This window comes from Reyranella sp. GW821-FHT14A01 (assembly GCF_058803965.1).
In genome coordinates this window covers 125,753-143,148 of the sequence record NZ_JBXAPM010000011.1, presented here as the reverse complement: position 1 = coordinate 143,148, position 17,396 = coordinate 125,753, and the positions used below count along the sequence as shown (strand labels likewise).

At 65.6% G+C, this 17,396-nt stretch carries 21 protein-coding genes; 7 read left to right on the top strand and 14 right to left on the bottom strand.

The window, feature by feature from the left end; translation table 11 throughout:
- Nucleotides 1–17: 17 nt before the first annotated feature.
- Together AC1ROX_RS20375 and AC1ROX_RS20370 are read left to right on the top strand one after the other, a co-directional pair.
- Nucleotides 18–749 carry a ribonuclease activity regulator RraA gene (locus AC1ROX_RS20375; RefSeq protein ID WP_493128485.1) on the top strand — a complete coding sequence of 244 codons (732 nt, stop codon included), beginning with the start codon at nucleotides 18–20 and terminating at the stop codon, nucleotides 747–749.
- A gap of 11 nt (nucleotides 750–760) precedes the next feature.
- The gene (locus AC1ROX_RS20370) at nucleotides 761–1,195 is read left to right on the top strand and encodes a hypothetical protein (RefSeq protein ID WP_493128483.1); all 435 of its coding nucleotides are present in this window, start codon (nucleotides 761–763) and stop codon (nucleotides 1,193–1,195) included.
- On the opposite strand, the gene AC1ROX_RS20365 is transcribed toward AC1ROX_RS20370, so the two are convergent.
- From AC1ROX_RS20365 to AC1ROX_RS20345, 5 genes are all read right to left on the bottom strand, one after another.
- Nucleotides 1,192–1,596, bottom strand: a complete 405-nt coding sequence (locus AC1ROX_RS20365) for a RidA family protein (RefSeq protein ID WP_493128481.1) — start codon at nucleotides 1,594–1,596, stop codon at nucleotides 1,192–1,194. The genes AC1ROX_RS20370 and AC1ROX_RS20365 overlap by 4 nt on opposite strands.
- 94 nt (nucleotides 1,597–1,690) lie before the next feature.
- Complete coding sequence (locus tag AC1ROX_RS20360; RefSeq protein WP_493128479.1) at nucleotides 1,691–2,071, bottom strand: VOC family protein; 381 nt, start codon at nucleotides 2,069–2,071, stop codon at nucleotides 1,691–1,693.
- Nucleotides 2,072–2,143: 72 nt separating this feature from the next.
- Complete coding sequence (locus AC1ROX_RS20355) at nucleotides 2,144–2,404, bottom strand: hypothetical protein (protein WP_493128476.1); 261 nt, start codon at nucleotides 2,402–2,404, stop codon at nucleotides 2,144–2,146.
- Nucleotides 2,405–2,477: 73 nt separating this feature from the next.
- Nucleotides 2,478–3,530 carry a glycosyltransferase family 4 protein gene (locus AC1ROX_RS20350; RefSeq protein WP_493128474.1) on the bottom strand — a complete coding sequence of 351 codons (1,053 nt, stop codon included), beginning with the start codon at nucleotides 3,528–3,530 and terminating at the stop codon, nucleotides 2,478–2,480.
- 4 nt (nucleotides 3,531–3,534) lie between these two features.
- A complete protein-coding gene (locus tag AC1ROX_RS20345; protein WP_493128472.1) occupies nucleotides 3,535–4,347 on the bottom strand; it encodes a UDP-2,3-diacylglucosamine diphosphatase in 813 nt (270 codons plus the stop codon).
- A 159-nt stretch (nucleotides 4,348–4,506) separates the two neighbouring features.
- Between AC1ROX_RS20345 and AC1ROX_RS20340 the strand changes: the two genes are divergently transcribed.
- On the top strand, nucleotides 4,507–5,406 hold the full coding sequence (locus tag AC1ROX_RS20340) for a diacylglycerol/lipid kinase family protein (RefSeq protein ID WP_493128470.1): 900 nt from the start codon (nucleotides 4,507–4,509) through the stop codon (nucleotides 5,404–5,406).
- On the opposite strand, the gene AC1ROX_RS20335 is transcribed toward AC1ROX_RS20340, so the two are convergent.
- From AC1ROX_RS20335 to AC1ROX_RS20295, 9 genes are all read right to left on the bottom strand, one after another.
- Nucleotides 5,403–5,672 (bottom strand): hypothetical protein, encoded by a 270-nt coding sequence (locus AC1ROX_RS20335; RefSeq protein WP_493128468.1) that lies wholly within the window; start codon nucleotides 5,670–5,672, stop codon nucleotides 5,403–5,405. The genes AC1ROX_RS20340 and AC1ROX_RS20335 overlap by 4 nt on opposite strands.
- Complete coding sequence (locus tag AC1ROX_RS20330) at nucleotides 5,669–6,382, bottom strand: hypothetical protein (RefSeq protein ID WP_493128466.1); 714 nt, start codon at nucleotides 6,380–6,382, stop codon at nucleotides 5,669–5,671. The genes AC1ROX_RS20335 and AC1ROX_RS20330 overlap by 4 nt, the downstream gene beginning before the upstream one ends.
- Before the next feature lie 13 nt (nucleotides 6,383–6,395).
- Complete coding sequence (locus AC1ROX_RS20325) at nucleotides 6,396–7,616, bottom strand: lytic murein transglycosylase (RefSeq protein ID WP_493128462.1); 1,221 nt, start codon at nucleotides 7,614–7,616, stop codon at nucleotides 6,396–6,398.
- A 13-nt stretch (nucleotides 7,617–7,629) separates the two neighbouring features.
- Nucleotides 7,630–9,039, bottom strand: a complete 1,410-nt coding sequence (locus tag AC1ROX_RS20320) for a TldD/PmbA family protein (protein WP_493128460.1) — start codon at nucleotides 9,037–9,039, stop codon at nucleotides 7,630–7,632.
- A 9-nt stretch (nucleotides 9,040–9,048) separates the two neighbouring features.
- Complete coding sequence (locus tag AC1ROX_RS20315; protein WP_493128457.1) at nucleotides 9,049–9,324, bottom strand: hypothetical protein; 276 nt, start codon at nucleotides 9,322–9,324, stop codon at nucleotides 9,049–9,051.
- Nucleotides 9,325–9,328: 4 nt separating this feature from the next.
- Complete coding sequence (locus AC1ROX_RS20310; protein ID WP_493128455.1) at nucleotides 9,329–9,568, bottom strand: hypothetical protein; 240 nt, start codon at nucleotides 9,566–9,568, stop codon at nucleotides 9,329–9,331.
- A 206-nt stretch (nucleotides 9,569–9,774) separates the two neighbouring features.
- Nucleotides 9,775–10,539 carry a hypothetical protein gene (locus AC1ROX_RS20305; protein WP_493128453.1) on the bottom strand — a complete coding sequence of 255 codons (765 nt, stop codon included), beginning with the start codon at nucleotides 10,537–10,539 and terminating at the stop codon, nucleotides 9,775–9,777.
- Between the two features lie 31 nt (nucleotides 10,540–10,570).
- A complete protein-coding gene (gene leuA, locus AC1ROX_RS20300; RefSeq protein ID WP_493128451.1) occupies nucleotides 10,571–12,274 on the bottom strand; it encodes a 2-isopropylmalate synthase in 1,704 nt (567 codons plus the stop codon).
- Between the two features lie 397 nt (nucleotides 12,275–12,671).
- On the bottom strand, nucleotides 12,672–12,980 hold the full coding sequence (locus tag AC1ROX_RS20295) for a hypothetical protein (protein ID WP_493128449.1): 309 nt from the start codon (nucleotides 12,978–12,980) through the stop codon (nucleotides 12,672–12,674).
- Nucleotides 12,981–13,101: 121 nt separating this feature from the next.
- On the opposite strand from AC1ROX_RS20295, the gene AC1ROX_RS20290 reads away from it, so the two are divergent.
- The 4 genes from AC1ROX_RS20290 to AC1ROX_RS20275 all read left to right on the top strand — a co-directional run bounded on the left by AC1ROX_RS20290 (nucleotide 13,102) and on the right by AC1ROX_RS20275 (nucleotide 17,356).
- Nucleotides 13,102–14,295, top strand: coding sequence for a CaiB/BaiF CoA transferase family protein (locus AC1ROX_RS20290; protein WP_493128447.1), 1,194 nt, complete (start codon nucleotides 13,102–13,104; stop codon nucleotides 14,293–14,295).
- Between the two features lie 41 nt (nucleotides 14,296–14,336).
- Entirely contained in the window at nucleotides 14,337–15,323 is a 987-nt protein-coding gene (locus AC1ROX_RS20285; protein ID WP_493128445.1) for a Bug family tripartite tricarboxylate transporter substrate binding protein, read from the top strand.
- 147 nt (nucleotides 15,324–15,470) lie between these two features.
- On the top strand, nucleotides 15,471–16,463 hold the full coding sequence (locus AC1ROX_RS20280; RefSeq protein WP_493128443.1) for a Bug family tripartite tricarboxylate transporter substrate binding protein: 993 nt from the start codon (nucleotides 15,471–15,473) through the stop codon (nucleotides 16,461–16,463).
- A 188-nt stretch (nucleotides 16,464–16,651) separates the two neighbouring features.
- Entirely contained in the window at nucleotides 16,652–17,356 is a 705-nt protein-coding gene (locus AC1ROX_RS20275) for a hypothetical protein (protein ID WP_493128441.1), read from the top strand.
- Nucleotides 17,357–17,396 lie beyond the last annotated feature (40 nt).

Below are 17,396 nucleotides of genomic sequence, written 5' to 3'. Positions count from 1 at the left end.
AGAATGAGGGAAGAAACATGACCAGCGGACCGCTGTCGGCCGAGACGATCAAGAATTTCCTGTACGCGAGCACGGCCACCGTCTCGATGCAGATGTTGAAGCGCGGGTTTCGCAACGTTGCGGTGAACGGCGTGAAGCCGCTTAATCCGGCGGCAGCGCGGATCGTCGGACCGGCCTATACGCTGCGTTACATCCCGAGCCGCGAGGATATCGACAAGGCGCCGAGCCCCAGTGATCCGCCCAACGCGCAGCGCACCGCGATCGAGGAGTCGCCGGCGGGCTCGGTGCTGGTGATCGGCACCGAGGGCAATACACGCTCAGGCACGCTGGGCGACATCCTGGCGCTGCGCCTCAAGGTGCGCGGGCTCGCCGGCGTGCTGAGCGACGGCGCGATGCGCGACTCGGCCGTCATCGGCAAGTTCGATTTCCCCGTCTACTGCTCGGCTGCGGCCGCGCCGCCCAGCATGGCCAACCTGCGGCCCGTCGAGGTGCAGGTGCCGGTCGGCATCTGCGGCGTGCCGGTTTATCCCGGCGACGTGATCGTGGCCGACGAGGACGGCGCCATCGTCGTGCCGCGGCATCTCGCCGACGAGGTGGCGCGCGATTCCTTCGAGCAGGAGCGGCTGGAGAAGTTCGTCGCGATCCGCGTGGGCCAGGGCCATCCGATCAGCGGCACCTATCCGCCGAACGACGAGACCAAGAAGCTTTACCAGGCGTGGATCCAGGCCGGCGAGCCGGCGGGCGGTTGAGGAGGTCGACCATGCGTGTTTCATCGATGGCCGTGCTGCTGATGCTCGGCCTTGCCGCCTGCGAGGGCTCGAACGTGGCGATGGCGCCGCCGGGCCAGGACGTTGCCGGCAAGCAGTTCGCGCCGCCGCCGCCCGGCATGGGCGCGGTCTATTTCTTCAATCCCTCGACGGCCAGCCCGGTGCTGAACGTCACGGCCAACGGCCAGGAGATCGGCCGGCTCGGAACGCAGACCTGGATGCGCACGGAGCTGGCGGCCGGCCCCTACACGATGCGCTGCCGCGGCGGCGGCTCGGCCAACGCCATCAACATGGACATCGCGCCCGGCAACATCCGCTATGTCGACGTCCAGATGCTGCCCGGACAATATGTCTGCACCATCCGCGAGACCGATCCCGGCTCCGGCCAAGCCGCCGTCATGAACGGCAGCCGCGCGGCGCAGTATTAGGCGGAAGCTGCCGGAATGCGGGCGATGACCTTGATCTCGAAATCGAAGCCCGCGAGCCAGGTCACGCCGACCGCCGTCCAGTTCGGGTAGGGCGCCTCGCCGATCTCCTCGCTACGCACTTCCATCACCGTGTCGAATTGCGCCTCGGGATTGGTGTGGAAGGAGGTCACGTCCACGACGTCGTCGAAGGTACAGCCGGCGGCCGCCAGTACCGCGCGCAGGTTGGCGAAAGCGCGCCTGACCTGGTCCTCGAACACAGGCTCCGGCGAGCCGTCGTCACGGCTGCCGACCTGGCCCGATACGAAGAGGAGATCGCCGGAGCGGATGGCCGGCGAATATTTGTGGGCGTCGTACAGCGCATGCCGGTTGTTGGCGGGGAAGACCGCGTCGCGCTTTGCCATGTCAGATTTCCTCTCAATGGAGCGCGCCACTCCAGTGGCGCTCGGACTTCACCGTGCAAGGCATGAGCGCAACTGGAGTTGCGCGCTCCGTTGATCAACCCGGATGCTCGCCGTAGGGCTTGGTGATCAGTTCGAGCAGATGGCCGCTCGGTTCTTCGAAGTAGACGCCGCGGCCGCCATAGAGGTGGTTGATCTCGCCCGGGCCGCTCTTGTTGGGATGGGCGTAGTAGGGGATGCCGGCCTTCCGGATCTTCGCGAACGAGACGTCGAATTCCGCGTCGTCGACGAGGAAGGCGTAGTGCGTCGTGCCGGGATTGGGCGTGCCGATGAAATCGAGGGTGACGCCGTTCGACGTCTGCACCGGGCGGAACGGGCCCCATTGCGGACCGGCCTCGACGCCCAGTATGTCGGCCAGGAATTCGGCCGACTCATCCTTGTCCTTCACATGGACGATCAAGTGATTGAGGGCTGGCATGGAAGTCTCCTGCGGGCTTCTCCTGACGTAGTCAGGCCCTGCGGGACTTCAAGCCGGGTTACCGGCTGGTGATCAGCCGCCGCCCTTCTCGCAGACGAAGGCCTTGAAGGTGATGATGTCGCTGGGGACGCCCTTCTTCTTGCAGTAGGCCTCGAACTCCTCCGGCGTCACCGGCACCATCTTGATGGCGTGCCGGCGGCTGCGCCAGTCGGCCATGCGGCTCATCTCCTTCATGTGCCAGTCGGCATAGGAGCTGAGCGGATAGTGCTTCACGAGACGCTGCAGGGCCTCATGATCGGATGCGGTCACCTTGGCGAAGTACTGAATAGCCATGCCGGTCTGCCCTCAGGAATGCGGACGCCGCATCTACTCTCCCTCGGGGGCCGGCCGCAACCCGAATGCGTGCTTAGGGCGCAGCGGCGTCGGGCACGACGCGATTGCGCATCGGTTGCCAATGGCTGCGCGGAATGACCTGCAGCGTGTCCACGAACTGCTGCGCGCAGCGTTCCCAGGTGAAGGTTTCCGCATGGCGGCGGCAATCCTCGGGATCGCGCGGGAAGGCGGCCAGACAGGCCGCGCGCAGGTCCTGGTCGAGGGCGCCGACCTTGGGATCGGTCACCACGTCGAGCGGTCCCGGCACGGGATAGCCGGCGACCGGCACGCCCGAGGCGAGGGCCTCGACCATGACGAGGCCGAACGTGTCGGTGACGCTCGGGAAGACGAAACAATCGGCCTGTGAATAACGATACGACAGTTCGTCGGTATCGACCGAACCGAAGAAATGCGCATTCGGATAGCGCTTCTGCAATGACTTGAGCTGCGGGCCGCCGCCCACCACCCATTTGCTGCCGGGGAGATCGAGCTCGAGGAAGGCCTTGATGTTCTTCTCGATGGCGACGCGGCCGGCATAGAGCCAGATCGGACGCGGCTCCTTGAACTGCTCGCGCGGCTGCGGCTTGAAGGCCGTGATGTCGACGCCGCGCGACCACGGCACGAGATTCTTGAAGCCGCGTTCCGCCAGCTCGTCGCGGATCGCGGGCGACACGACCAGCACGGCCGCCGACGGTGCATGGAAGCGGCGCACGAAGGCGTAGCTCCACGACAGCGGCGCGAAGATGCGTGCGCGGACATATTCGGGAAAGCGTGTGTGATAGGCGGTCGTGAAGGGAATGCCGCGGCGCCGGCAGAAGCCGCGGGCCGCCCAGCCGAGCGGACCTTCGGTGACGAGATGGATGGCGTCGGGCGCGAACAGCTTCAGCATGTGGCTGAGCCGGGCCGATGGGAACAGCGACAGCCTGATCTCGGGATAGGTTGGGCAGGGCAGGGTCCGGAAGCGGTCGGGGCCGAAGACCTCGACCTCATGACCCTCGGCACGGAGGATGCGCGCTACGGTTTCGAGAGTGCGGACGACGCCGTTGATCTGGGGCCGCCAGGCATCAGTAACGATGGCAATGCGCAAATGGCTACTCCGCGGCCAGCTGAACGTGGGATACGGGAAGACGCGACGAGCGGCGGGCCATTTCGTCGGCCCAGTGGACGATGCGCAGGCGGCCGTCGAAATCCTCGACCAGCGCCGTGCAGCTCTCGACCCAGTCGCCGTCGTTGCAGTAGAGCACGCCGTCGATCATGCGCATCTCGGCATGATGGATGTGGCCGCACACCACGCCGTCGACGCCGCGACGGCGGGCTTCGCTCGCCACCGCATTCTCGAAGTCGGTGATGAACTGCACGGCGTTCTTGACCCGGTGCTTCAGGAAGGCCGAGAGCGACCAGTAGGGCAGGCCGAGCTTGCGGCGTCCCCAGTTGAAGATCGTGTTGAGGCGCAGCGCCGCGGCGTAGGCCCAGTCGCCGAGGATGGCCAGCCAGCGGGCGTAGCGCACGATGCCGTCGAACTGGTCGCCGTGGATGACCAGCATCTTCTTGCCGTCGGGCATCTCGTGGATCACCTCATCCTCGACGCGCACGTCGCCGAAGGTGAGCTGGCAATATTGCCGCGCCGCCTCGTCGTGATTACCGGGGATATAGACCACGTTGGTGCCCTTGCGGGCCTTGCGCATGATCTTCTGCACGACGTCGTTGTGGCTCTGCGGCCAGTACCACCAGCGCTTCAGTCTCCAACCGTCGACGATGTCGCCCACAAGGTAGAGATGCTCGCTCTCATTGTGCTTGAGGAAGTCGAGCAGGATGTCGGCCTGACAGCCGCGCGTGCCGAGATGGATGTCGGACAGGAAGATCGCGCGGTGGCGCGCGGGTTGGTTTCGATCGTGGATTGTCATGATGAGGGCACGGTCATGTGAGTAATGTCGGCCGACACAAAATCTGTTGTGCGAGATTGCACGGTACGCTCTGGATTGTGTATGTGAGCCGTTGCGTGGAGGTGTATTGGTTGTGACAGTCCTATGACATTCGCCCAAGAAACTGACCCGGCTACATCCGTGCTTCTCATCCTCAACCCGACCGCAGGCCGCCGCCGTCGCGGCCTGGTCGATGCCGTCGTGCGCCGGGTGCGTTCCCAGGGCTGGACGGTCGATGTCGTGGAGACCACGGCATCGGGCGACGCGCGTCGCTACGCCGAAGCGTGCGATGCCAAACGTTACGGGGTGATTGCGGTCGCCGGCGGCGACGGCACGATCAACGAGGTGGTGAACGGGTTGGCCGCGCGCGCCGCCACGGCGCCGCCGCTCGCCATCGTGCCGCTGGGAACCGCCAACGTGCTGGCGCACGAGCTGGGGCTCGGCTCGAGCGCCTCGTCGCTCGCCCAGGTGGTGACCGCCGGCCGACAGGTGCTGATGCATCCGGGGCAGGCCAATGCCGCCGGCCGGCCGCGCTGCTTCTCCCTGATGGCCGGCGCCGGCTTCGACGCCAAGGTGGTGGCCGGCGTCAGCGCGCCGCTGAAGCGCCGCTGGGGCAAGGGGGCTTATGTCTGGCGCTCGCTGATCGAGGCGCGCCGCTACCGACCGGTGCGCTACGCCGTGGAAATCGACGGGGCCAGCTACGAGGCGTCGTCGGTCATCGTGACACACGCCCGTCACTATGCCGGCCCCTACGTGGTGGCGCCGGAAGCGTCCCTCGACGCGCCGCTGCTGCATGTCTGCCTGTTCGAGCGCTGGGGCTGGATGCATGCCCTGCGCTTCGGCGCCGCTCTCCTGCGCGGCGCGCTGCCGCGTACGGCCGGCTATCGCGTCGTCTCGGGCCGTGAGGTGAAGATTTCGGTGCTGAACGATGCCGGCGAAAGCCGCCGCCAGCCGGTTCAGATCGATGGCGACGACGCGCTCACCCTGCCGGTGTCGATCGGTCTCTCGACCGAGGCGGTGAGGTTGCTGCGGCCGTCCTAACGCCGGGCGTACAGCGCGGCGACGTCGTCGAACGACAGGCCGAAAATCTGCGCGAGCCTGTCGATCTCTTCGGTCGGCAGGCTGACGAGGTTCGAGGTCGCCTCGAGATCGGCCAGCATGAGTTCTTCCATGGCAACGAACTTGATCGCCCGCCGGGCCCGCGGTGTCTTGGGCCTGGGCGCGGCCTCGACCGTTCGCGCACGTTTAGGGGCGGCATAAGCCGCCGTCACAAAATCGGTAACAGTGGGAGCCGGTTTCTTCGTCATGGCACCACCCCAATGCGCTTCAGGTATATAAGCACAGAGGGGCCGTCAGAAAAGTCCAGTTCTCCCTTCCACTCGGTTCCCATCAACAGATGCTTGCCGAGAGTCTTGTCGCCGATCGGAATGGCGCTGCCGGCGATGGCCCGCAGCGCCAGCGGGTCCGGGGAGGCGAGCAGCTTCTGGACGGCGTCGAGCTCCGCCGGCTTGAGCTGGGAGGCGACGGCCAGCAGTTTCCGCCGCAGCACGCCCGCCAGACGCGCCCATTCCGCGGCGGTTTCCGGCAGGAAGCCGTAGATCGCCCAGACATAGCCGCCATGGGTCAGGCTGGCTGTGAGGCTGATCCGCGTGATGCCGCAATCCCGCAGGACCAGCAGGATATTCTGCAGGATGTGCTTGAAGGCGCCGGTCCGCTGCGTCGCCGGCGTCAGCACGGTCCAGCTCAGGAACGCCCGCTGCTTCTGCGGATCGATGCGGAAGGCGACGTTGGCGATCCGGGTACCCGCCTGGAAGATCTGCATACGGACGAGCAGCCGCTCCCCCGAGATCAGCCGGAGGACCATGTTCGCGCCGTTGAAGCGCATCGTCAGCGTCTGCGCGAAGTGGATCAGGTCGCGCTTGAACCACGTCGTGCACCAGCGATTGACGTGGGCGAACTGGGTACCGCCGAAGCTGCGCAGGCCTCCCCGGCTGCCGATGCCGATGAAGGCGGTCATGGGGAACCGGCCTTTACCGCACGGCCTGCAGGCGCCGTACCGACTCCTGCGTCGGATGGCCGTCAGCGGGCAGGGCCTGCTGCTGCTGGAAGAGGCGCAGCGCCGAGCGCGTCTTGGGGCCCAGGAGCCCGTCGGCTTCGTCCTTGTAGAGGCCGAGGCGGGCGAGGCGGTTCTGCATGTCGATGACGGTGTCGCGCGAGATCGGCGCGTCGTCGGCGGGGGCCTGCTGCTGCACCGGCGGGCCACCCGCGATCTGTCGGGCGAGGATACCGACCGACAGCGCGTAGAGCGTCGAGCGGTTCCAGTTCATCACCGCCTTGAAGTTCGGATAGATGATGAAGGCGGGGCCGCGGAAGCCGGCGGGCAGCAGGATCGAGGCGGCATCGTCGACGGCCGGCAGCGCGCCGCCGTTCATCTTCTTCACGCCCATCGCCGCCCAGGCCTTGACCGGCTTCTCGACCGTCGTGTCGGCCTGGTCGAGCGGGAAGCCGGCCGGCAGCATCACTTCCTCGCTGGACGGCAGGCCGGGCTTGAAGCCGATGCCGCGCAGGAAATTTGCCGCCGAGGCAAAGGCGTCGGGCAGGCTGTTCCAGATGTCGATGCGGCCGTTGCCGTCGCGATCGACCGCCCACTTGGTGAAGGTGGACGGCATGAACTGCATGTTGCCCATGGCGCCGGCCCACGAGCCGCGCATCTGGTCGCTGGTCATGTGGTTGGTGTTGAGGATGCGCAGCGCCTGCACCGTCTCGTTGCTGAAGAATTCGCGGCGCTTGGTCATGCAGGCGAGCGTCGCGACGGAACGCACGACGCGGAAGTCGCCCATGTAGGTGCCGTAGTTGGTCTCGATGCCCCAGAAGGCCATCAGATATTGCGGCGGCACGCCGTATTCGGCCTGCAGCTGGTCGAGCAGGGCGCGATGCTGCGCCATCTTCTGCTGGCCCTTCTGGATGCGGTCGAGCGACACGCTGCCGCCGACATACTTCGCATAGGTCAGGGAGAATTCGGGCTGGCGGTTGTCGAGGTCGATGACCTTCTGGTCGGGCGTCAGGCCCTGGAAGGCGCGATCGGCGACCTGCGCCGGCACGCCCTGCTTCAGCGCGTCGGCCTTGATGCTGTTCAGGCAGTCGCGGAAGCCGCCATCCTGGGCCTGCGCGATATCGGCCCCGAGAAACGCGGAGCTGCAGAGGAGCGCCGTCGTTGCGGCGAGAGTTCTTGCATTGGGCATGAGGGTCATGCCCCGGAGTTTATCACGAGCCGGCGACGGTCAGCCCTTCAATTCTCACGGTCGGGGCGTTGGTCGAACTCTTGAACTGCAGGTCGTTGGCGGCCGTCATGTTGAGGAACATGTCTTTCAGGTTACCGGCGACGGTGATGCCGCTCACGGGCCAGGCCAGTTCGCCGTTCTCGATCCAGAAGCCTGAGGCGCCGCGGCTGTAATCGCCGGTCACGCCGTTGACGCCGAAGCCGATCAGGTCGGTGATGTAGAGGCCGCTCTTGATGTCGCCGATCAGCTCGGCGACCGAGAGCTTGCCCTTCTCGAGATAGAAATTCGACGTGGTGGGCGAGGGCGGGCCCGAGACGCCGCGCGAGGCGTGGCCGGTCGGCGCGAGGTTGAGTTGGCGCGCCGCCGCGAGATCGAGCAGCCACGTCGTGAGCACGCCGTCGTCGATCACCGCGCGGCGCGAGGTCGCGAGGCCCTCGGCGTCGAACGGCCGGCTGCCCAGCCCGCGCTTGCGCAGCGGGTTGTCGAGGATGCGGATGCCCTCGGCGAACACGCGCTCGCCCATCTTGTCCTTGAGGAACGAGGTGCCGCGCGCCACGGCGCGGCCGTTGATGGCGCCCGCAAGATGACCGACCAGGCCGCCCGAGACGCGGCGATCGTAGATCACCGGCACGCGCGCGCTCTGCGCCTTGCGTGGGTTGAGGCGGCGCACCACGAACTTGCCGGCGTTGCGGCCGACCTTGCCGGGCGCCATCAGGTCCTCGAGATGGACGGCGCTGGTCCATTCGTAGTCGCGCTCCATGCCGGTGCCTTCGCCGCCCAGCACCGAACAGGACAGCGAAAAGCCGCTGCGGCGATAGCCGCCGGAGAAGCCGTTGCTGGCCGCCAGCATCACCGAGGTGCGGCCCCAGCCGGCCTCGGCGCCTTCGGAATTGGTGACGCCCTTGACGGCGCGCGCCGCATCCTCGGCCTCGCCCGCCATGGCGAGCAGCTTCTTGGCCGAGGGGCGCGTCTTGTCGTCGAGGTCGAGGTCAGGCCACGTGTGGACCAGCAGTTCCTCCGGTGCGAGGCCGCAGGTCGGGTCTTCCGGCACGGCGCGCGCCATGTCGACGGCACGGCTCGCCAGTTCCCGCAGCGCCTTCGGGTCAAAGTCGGTCGAGGAGACGAAAGCCTGTTGCTTGCCCACGAAGACGCGCAGGCCGAGGTCGCGGCCCTCGCTGCTCTCGAGCTTCTCGCGCTTGCCCAGCCGCTGCGCCACCGAGATCGACTCGCCGTTGACGTAGAGCGCGTCGGCAGCGTCGGCACCGAACCCCTTCGCCCATTTCAGCAGGTCGGACAGGAGGTTCGGGTCGGGTGCGCCGGCGACGCTCTTCTTCGCCGGCTTCTTCGACTTACTTGCGGACTTCTCGGAGGACTTCTTCTTCGATTTGGCCATGCCGCCGTTCTACGGCGAACCGGTCGTGTCGTCGAGATAGTAGGAAAAGAACAACACACCGGTCGCGGCGATGCCGAGTGTCCAGAACAGGGCGCGCACGAGGTCGGCGAGCATCGCCTGGTCGGGCCACAGGCGGGCCACGGCATCGGCGGCGAACTGGTGGCCGAGGATGCCGATCATCGCACCCAGCATGAGAGAGAGCGCGGCGTTCCATATGTGACGAACGCCGCGCCGGATCGGGCCCTCCTGCCGCCGCAATGAAGCTGTCGGTTCAGGAGGCAGCATCTGCTTAGTCGCCAGCGTAGGAGATGCCGGCCTCGGTCTCGTTGATCGCCGCGTTGACCAGGTTGATGGCGCGCTCGCGATGGCCGCCCTTGTTGGGACGCGCCTGGATGAGCTCGGCGCGGGCCGCCTGCAGCGAGCCGAGAGCGGCCTGCATGTTGGGCTGGTTGGCGCCGGCGGCGCAGGCTCCGATGACGCCGCCGATGAGGAGGCTGACGGCGGAAATCTTGACGGACGAACTGATCATCTCTCACTCCAGACGGAAACGGGCGGGAAAATCCCGCCCGCGATGCTAAACGTTCGCAATGCCTGCATGCACCTTATTTCGCGGCAGCAGCCCTTTCTGCAGCCGAGGTGACGCATTACTCGCGCCGACCAAAAGCCTCCGGATCGTAGGCCTTGTAGAAATCGGGAAAGCGGGCGCGAAGATCTGACGGGACCCTTCGGCGCCCTTCAGCAATCTGATTTGCCAAACGAAAGAGAGCAGCGCGGGTCAACAGAGGGTCGATATCGCGAAACAGTGCATACTGTTTGGGTTTCCAGACGCGTTCGTAGTCTCGGCCATAAACATTTTCCAACAAACCGTGGAAGCTCAGCAAGCCTTCGCTCATTGCTTGAAGGCCAGCTGCGAATCTCGGGTCCTTCATGTATTCGGATATTTGAGCTTCCGAGCGGGCGAGCCAGTAATCGAACATAGGCTGCTTGATCTGCCGTTCGGGCGAATACGAACGACGTCAGGCGCAAGGGATGCTCCGTCGCAAAGGACGCCATCGCGGACAGCATCTTTTTCCGCAGATCCAAATTCCTGGGATCACCTATCCGTGTCTCCGGGAAGATGTCGGAGAAATCTGTTTTCAACCGGTCGGCTGAAAGCGAAAAACTGCGGGGATCAGCCGCCGGCAGAGTCCGGCGGTAGGATGCCAACCTGACATAGTCCACCGCTTGCACGTGGGTGGTGATCGGCGAGTTGGTTCTGCGGCGCTCGAAAAAGCAGTGCGCCGCATAGCCCAGACAAATCATTCCGCTCGACACATAACGGGCGACGCTCGCGAGAAAGACCTCTTCTCGCGTCACCTCCTCGAAAACCGAATGATTCAGGTCGCATACGGCATGGATATAGTCGACGAAGTCGAGCAAGGGGCGATCTGGAAGTGCCGCCTGACGTTTCAGGGATTGCTCGGTGTGGCTGTTTTCAAACATGCCGGTCCAGTGCCCCACGGATGCCATCGCGCCGTGGGGCACTTTACCGTTATTTGATCGCCGCTGCGCGGTTGGCGGCGCTGGTCACGGCCTTGAGCGAGGCGGCCACGATGTTCGAGTCCATGCCGACGCCCCACAGGACCTTGCCGCCGGCGGTCTCGGCCTCGATGAAGCTCACGGCCTGGGCGTCGGAGCCGGCGCCGGTCGCGTGCTGGTGGTAGTCGCGGACCCGGATCTGGATGCGGCAGTTCTTGCCCAGCGCATCGACATAGCCCGCGATCGGGCCGTTGCCGCGGCCCGAGATGGTGGCCGGCTTGCCGTTGAAGGTCACCTTGGCATCGAGAAGACGCACGTCGGGATGGTCGGAATCGGGCACCGTGGTGTGGCTGTCGAATTCCACCGGCGAGGTGTTCTCGAGATACTCCTTGCGGAACGTGTCCCAGATCATCGCCGGCTGGATCTCCTTGCCGGTCTCGTCGGCGATCTGCTGGATCACCTTCGAGAACTCGACCTGCAGAAGGCGCGGCATGTCGATGCCGTAGTCGCTCTTCAGGATGTAGGCGATGCCGCCTTTGCCCGACTGGCTGTTGATGCGGATGATCGCCTCGTAGCTGCGGCCGAGATCGGCCGGATCGATCGGCAGGTAGGGCACTTCCCAGACCTTGCTGTTCGACGCTTCGAGCGACTTGAAGCCCTTGTTGATCGCATCCTGGTGCGAGCCCGAGAAGGCGGTGAACACGAGGTCGCCGCCATAGGGATGGCGCGGATGCACCGGCAACTGGTTGCAGTACTCCACGGTCTGGCGGATCTCGTTGATGTTCGAGAAGTCGATCTCGGGATCGACGCCCTGCGTGAACATGTTGAGGCCCAGGGTGACCAGGTCGACGTTGCCGGTGCGCTCGCCGTTGCCGAACAGGCAACCCTCGATGCGGTCGGCGCCGGCCATGTAGCCGAGCTCGGCCGCCGCCACGCCGGTGCCGCGGTCGTTGTGCGGGTGCAGGCTGAGGATCATCGAATCGCGATACTTGAAGTTGCGATGGCACCATTCGATCTGGTCGGCATAGACGTTGGCCGAGGACATCTCGACGGTGGCCGGCAGGTTGATGATCATCTTCTTCTCAGGCGTCGGCTTGTAGACGTCGCCGACGGCGGCACAGATGTCGCGCGCGAATTCGAGTTCGGTGCCGGTGAAGCTCTCGGGCGAATACTCGAACACCCATTCGGTCTTCGGATCGGCGTCGGCCATCTGCTTGACCAGCTTGGCGCCTGAAACCGCGATGTCGATGATGCCGGCGAAGTCGGTGTTGAACACGACCCGTCGCTGCAGGGTCGAGGTCGAGTTGTAGAGATGGACGATGACGCGCTTGGCACCGCGGCAGGCCTCGAAGGTGCGCTCGATCAATTCGGGCCGGCTCTGCGTCAGCACCTGGATGGTGACGTCGTCGGGGATCGTCTTCTTCTCGATGAGCTCGCGCACGAAGTCGAAGTCGGTCTCGGAGGCGGCGGGGAAGCCGATCTCGATCTCCTTGAAGCCCATGTCGCAGAGCAGCTTGAACATCCGGGTCTTGCGGTCGGAGTCCATCGGTTCGATCAGCGCCTGGTTGCCGTCGCGCAGGTCGACCGCGCACCAGATCGGCGGCTTGGTGATGACGGCGTTCGGCCACTTGCGGTCGGGGAGCGGCACGGGCTTGAAGGGCACGTACTTCTCGGCCGCGGACGGCATCATGGGCTTCTGGGGATTCTGGGATGACATGACGTAGCTCCTCGCGCCGCGCACGGCCGTATGGCTCAAACGAACACTGCGATGGATGAAAGGGAGGCGGCGACTGGTTGGGTAAGAACAGAGACGAACGACAAGCGATCCGCAGGGCCCTTCCGGTGTGACCGGTCGGGCGGCGGATCAGCCAATAAGTCGTAGCGTCGTCAGTCGCAGCATGTTGGGCGGACAATCGTCGATTTGCCGCCGGCCGTCAACCCGACTTCGTCTCTCCTCCCCTTGGCGGAGTCCGCCAAGGGGAGGTGTCGGCGTCTCGCGGCTTGTAACCAAGCCGCCCAGCCGACGGAGGGGTAAGGGCATCCGCACGGTCGCTCGCCCCCTCCGCCCGCGGTTACGCGGGCACCTCCCCCCCGATGCGGGGGAGGTAGAACAATTAGCGCAGCGGGACGTCGACGCCGATGCTGAGGTTGCCGCCGCGCGGATAGACCGGGCCGTACATCGGCGCGTAGGCGACCGGCGGAGCATAGACGGGAGCGGGATAGACCACGACGGGGCGCGGCGCGTAATAGACCGGCCGCGCCGGCTGCACGACGATGACCTCACCGCCATGATAATGATGGTGGTGGTGCTTGTGGTGCCCGCGGCCCTTCTTCCAGTCGCCGGCCATGGCAGCAGAGGCGCTCAGCATGACGGCACCCGCCATCGCGAGCGAACCGGCCAGACGCAAGACCTCGAAGTTCATTTTGGGCTCTCCTTTGCTGCAGGGTGAAACGCCTGCAGGAGAAGGATGTTGCCTGTGAATTCGCCCTCGGAGGGTGACCAACTTGTGGTAAGCGGGAATCCTGAAGTGGAGGAAATTCAAGATGGCAGGTCCGTTGGACGGCGTTCGCATTCTCGACTGCACGACCGTCGTGCTGGGTCCGTGGGCGGCGCAGCAATTGGGCGATCTCGGGGCGGACGTGATCAAGATCGAGCCGCCGGAAGGCGACACGACGCGCGTGCTGGGACCGGCGCGCAATCCCGGCATGGCCGCCTTCTATCTCGGCTGCAACCGCTCCAAGCGCTCGATCGTGCTCGACCTCAAGCAGGAGGCCGGCCGCGCCGCCCTGTTCAAGCTCGCCGAAACCGCCGACGTCATCATGCACAACTACCGGCCCGGCCCCGCCAAGCGCCTCGGCGTCGAGTACGAGAAGTTCGAGAAGATCAATCCGCGCCTCGTCTACCTCGCGACCTACGGCTATCGCGCCGCCGGCCCGATGGGCGCCAAGGCCGCCTACGACGACATCATCCAGGCCGGTTCCGGCCTTGCCGCCCTTCAGACCGTGGTGGCGGGACAGCCGCGCTTCCTGCCGACCATCGTGGCCGACAAGACCAGTTCCAACGGCGTCGTCTCGGCGCTGCTGGCCGCCCTGTTCGCGCGCGAGCGCACCGGCAAGGGCCAGGCGGTCGAGGTGCCGATGTACGAGACGCTGGTCTCGTTCGTCATGGTCGAGCATCTCTACGGCGAAACCTTCCGTCCGGCGCTCGACACCGCGGGCTACAAGCGCGTGCTCAACAAGGAGCGCCGGCCCTACCCGTCGAAGGACGGCTACTTCGCATTGCTGCCCTACACCGATGGCCACTGGAAGGAGTTCTGCACCCTCGTCGGCCGTGAGGATCTCGCCGCGGACGAGCGCTTCCAGGGCATGGCCAACCGCCTGAAGAACGTCGAGCAGTATTATTCGACCCTGGCCGGCCTCTGCGCCGAGCGCACCAATGCCGAGTGGGTCGAGCTGCTGAAGAACTCCAACGTGCCGCACGGGCCGGTGAACACGCTCGACGACCTGTTCGTCGATCCGCAGCTCGAGGCGACCGGCTTCTGGAAGGAAGTCGACCATCCGACCGAGGGCAGGCTGCGCATGCCCGACATCCCGCCGCGCTTCAGCAAGACCCAGCCCGAGATCACCCGCCTGCAGCCGCGGCTGGGCGAGCATAGTGTCGAGGTCCTTCAGGAGGCCGGCTTTACCCAGGGCGAAATCGACGCCATGCTCAAGTCGGGCGCGACCAGGACGGCTTAAGCCGCCCCGACAACGAGTCGCCGCCCGATCGGGAGGCGACCATGATCATCCGTGCAACACGGCGTGACTTGCTGCGCTACGGATCTCTGACGGCGCTGGCGTCGTTGCCGGCGCCTGCCATAGCCCAGGCGTGGCCGACCAAACCGATCCGCATCGTCTGCACCTATCCGGCCGGCGGGCTCACCGACATCTTCTCCCGCGCCTATGGCGAGTACGTGGCCGAGAAGACCGGCCAGACGGTGATCGTCGAGAACAAGGCGGGCGCTGCCGGCGCCATCGGCGCCGAGATCGTCAAGCAGTCGCCGCCCGACGGCTACACGCTGATGTTCACCAACTCCACGACGATGGTGCAGAACAAGGTGCTGTTCAAAAAGCTGCCCTACGATCCCGACAAGGACTTCGCTTTGGTGGCCTGGTTCAACACCGGCCACCTGCCGACCATGGTGAACAAGGACATTCCGGTGAAGAACATTGCCGAGTTCGCTGCCTGGGCGCAGGGCCGGAAGGTCTCGCTCGCCACCTACGGCATCGGCTCCTTCGCCCATATCGTCACCGAGACGCTGAACCGCCACTACGGGCTGAAGATGGAGGCGGTGCATTATCGCGGCGAGTCGCTGATGTGGCAGGACGTGGCCTCCGGCGCCGCCCAGGGCGCGACCGGCAGCTACGCCTCGGGCGCGGCGGTGCTGCAGGCCGGCAGCGTGAAGCCGATCGCCGTGCCCACGATGGTGCGCATGAAGAAGATGCCCGACGTCGCGACCTTCTACGAGCAGGGGTTGACGGAGAAGGCGTTCCAGATCCGCGGCTGGGTCGGCTGCGCCGCGCCCGCCGGCACGCCGCCGGAGGTGGTGAAGAAGTTGTCCGCGCTGATGGTCGAGGCCGGCAAGACCGAGCGCGTCCAGAAGGTCAACGACACCTTCGCCATCGACGAGGGCGCCCGCGACGCCGCCTACTTCCGTCAGGTACTTGACGAAGAGGGCCCGGTGTCGCTCGAGGTGATCAAGAGCCTGGGGATCGAGCCGCAGTAAGCTCACGCCTTTGCCGATACCGGGTTTCGGCTCGGTTGTCCTGCGAGTGGCCTTTACGCCCTGCGAAATCGCCGCCATGCTCATGTGAGGCGCGACCTGACAGCCTGGACTGTCGCAAAAAATTACCGCGCCGCAGGGAGGCAATCGATGATCGTGCGTGCGTCGCGACGTGATGTGCTGCGTTATGGGTCCGCCGCTGCCGCTGCAGCCGCTCTGCCAGCCCCCGCCATCGGCCAAGGTGCCTGGCCCAGCAAGCCGATCCGCATCGTCTGCGGCTATCCGGCGGGCGGTCTCACCGATACGTTCGCCCGCGCCTACGGCGAGTATATCGCCCAGAAGACCGGCCAACCCGTGTCGGTCGAGAACAAGTCCGGCGCCAGCGGTGCGATCGCGGCCGAGCAGGTGAAGGCCGCCGCGCCCGACGGCTACACGCTGATGTGGACGATCTCGACCACGATGATCATGAACAAGGTGCTGTTCAAGAAGCTGCCCTACGACCCGGACAAGGACTTCGTGCTGATCTCGTGGATGGACGCGGGCCATCTGCCATTGATCGTGAACAGCAAGCTGCCGGTGAAGAACCTGGCCGAGTTCGCCGACTATGCGCGCGCCAACAAGGTCAGCCTCGGCACCTATGGTGCCGGCTCCTACAGCCATGTCGCCGTCGAGGCGCTGAACCGTCACTACAAGCTCGGCATGGAGGCCGTGCATTATCGTGGCGAAGCGCCGATGTGGCAGGACGTCGGCTCGGGCGCGGTACAGGGCGGCAGCGGCAGCGTTGCCGCTGCCTCGGGCGTGCTGCAGTCGGGCAGTGGAAGGCCGATTGCGGTGCCGACCCGGCAGCGCATGAAGAAGCTGCCCGACGTCGCGACCTTCCATGAGCAGGGGGTTACCGACAAGGCTTTCCAGGTTCAGGGCTGGATCGGTCTCGTCGGTCCGGCCGGAATGCCGAAGGAGATCGTGCAGCGACTCTCGGACATGATGGTCGAGGGCGGCAGGAGCGAGCGCATCCAGAAGATCCTCGCGACCTTCGGCATCGACAATGCCGCGCGCGATCATGTCTTCTTCGAGAAGATCGTCGCCGAGGAAGGGCCTGTCTGGATCGACCTGGTGAAAGGCCTGAACATCGAACCGCAATAGTCGTGCCTGCATATATTGTGCAGCACTCGGGCAGGTTGTTCCGATAAACCGTATCGCAGGCCGAGTTCGAGAAGTCTTCCGTCTCTCTTTGCGATTGCTTATTTGCACGCAAAAATTGTAGGTTCATGTTAATTGCAAGCGTCAAGGCGCGCCGGCCTGCGTGCCCGAGAGAAAGGACCGCCTCGTTCATGGCCCTCGACGTCTATGTCGGGTCGCTTACGCGTTACTACGCCGGTGGCTGGGAGAATCTGGTCGAGAAGGCGTTGCGCGAGCGTGGGATACCCCAGCCCGTGCGGGCGAGCCGTCCCGCGGATGCCGCCAAGGCCCAGGACCGCATTCGTCCGACGGTGCTCGCATGGCGCACGACGCTGGCGAAGGCGCTGGGCGAGCGCATCACAGTGCCGCTCGATTGGGACGAGACGATGGAGGCGCCCTGGTTCACCAATCGCCCGGGCTGGGACGGGTTCGGCTCTCTGGTCCTGTGGGCCGCCTATGCCGAACATCCGTCGTTGCGGCGGCCCGAGATCCTGCCGGAGGAGTGGGATCACGACGTCGCATTGACGCGGTCGACGGCCCCAGGCTTTCGCTCGCGCTATTCGCATCTCGTCCGCAATGTTGAAATGTGGCTGCCGGTCACATTCGAGATCACGTTCGAGGGCGAGGATGTGGGCGGGCGGCGGGTCGTGATGGGCTCGGTGACGACGCTGCGCCGCCAGCTGGCCGACCTGAACGCAGCGACCTGGAAGGCATCGACCGCCGACATCGCGGCGTGGGGCCGGGGGCAGTCCGAGCAGGGGCCGATGGAAGCCCGTGCACGCTACGCCTTCGCCGTCATGACCGATCTGGCACAGCGGGCGCATGAGGAGCGCCTGCCGATGAAGCTCGATCACTGAATCGAAAACGCCCGCGGCAGTGCCGCGGGCGTCTCGTCGA

Bases quoted from the DNA above. Each gene is read 5' to 3' on its own strand.
- AC1ROX_RS20375 (WP_493128485.1), top strand. From the start codon at position 18: ATGACCAGCGGACCGCTGTCGGCCGAGACGATCAAGAATTTCCTGTAC.
- AC1ROX_RS20370 (WP_493128483.1), top strand. From the start codon at position 761: ATGCGTGTTTCATCGATGGCCGTGCTGCTGATGCTCGGCCTTGCCGCC.
- AC1ROX_RS20365 (WP_493128481.1), bottom strand. From the start codon at position 1,596: ATGGCAAAGCGCGACGCGGTCTTCCCCGCCAACAACCGGCATGCGCTG.
- AC1ROX_RS20360 (WP_493128479.1), bottom strand. From the start codon at position 2,071: ATGCCAGCCCTCAATCACTTGATCGTCCATGTGAAGGACAAGGATGAG.
- AC1ROX_RS20355 (WP_493128476.1), bottom strand. From the start codon at position 2,404: ATGGCTATTCAGTACTTCGCCAAGGTGACCGCATCCGATCATGAGGCC.
- AC1ROX_RS20345 (WP_493128472.1), bottom strand. From the start codon at position 4,347: ATGACAATCCACGATCGAAACCAACCCGCGCGCCACCGCGCGATCTTC.
- AC1ROX_RS20335 (WP_493128468.1), bottom strand. From the start codon at position 5,672: ATGACGAAGAAACCGGCTCCCACTGTTACCGATTTTGTGACGGCGGCT.
- AC1ROX_RS20330 (WP_493128466.1), bottom strand. From the start codon at position 6,382: ATGACCGCCTTCATCGGCATCGGCAGCCGGGGAGGCCTGCGCAGCTTC.
- AC1ROX_RS20325 (WP_493128462.1), bottom strand. From the start codon at position 7,616: ATGACCCTCATGCCCAATGCAAGAACTCTCGCCGCAACGACGGCGCTC.
- AC1ROX_RS20320 (WP_493128460.1), bottom strand. From the start codon at position 9,039: ATGGCCAAATCGAAGAAGAAGTCCTCCGAGAAGTCCGCAAGTAAGTCG.
- AC1ROX_RS20315 (WP_493128457.1), bottom strand. From the start codon at position 9,324: ATGCTGCCTCCTGAACCGACAGCTTCATTGCGGCGGCAGGAGGGCCCG.
- AC1ROX_RS20310 (WP_493128455.1), bottom strand. From the start codon at position 9,568: ATGATCAGTTCGTCCGTCAAGATTTCCGCCGTCAGCCTCCTCATCGGC.
- leuA (WP_493128451.1), bottom strand. From the start codon at position 12,274: ATGTCATCCCAGAATCCCCAGAAGCCCATGATGCCGTCCGCGGCCGAG.
- AC1ROX_RS20295 (WP_493128449.1), bottom strand. From the start codon at position 12,980: ATGAACTTCGAGGTCTTGCGTCTGGCCGGTTCGCTCGCGATGGCGGGT.
- AC1ROX_RS20290 (WP_493128447.1), top strand. From the start codon at position 13,102: ATGGCAGGTCCGTTGGACGGCGTTCGCATTCTCGACTGCACGACCGTC.
- AC1ROX_RS20285 (WP_493128445.1), top strand. From the start codon at position 14,337: ATGATCATCCGTGCAACACGGCGTGACTTGCTGCGCTACGGATCTCTG.
- AC1ROX_RS20280 (WP_493128443.1), top strand. From the start codon at position 15,471: ATGATCGTGCGTGCGTCGCGACGTGATGTGCTGCGTTATGGGTCCGCC.
- AC1ROX_RS20275 (WP_493128441.1), top strand. From the start codon at position 16,652: ATGGCCCTCGACGTCTATGTCGGGTCGCTTACGCGTTACTACGCCGGT.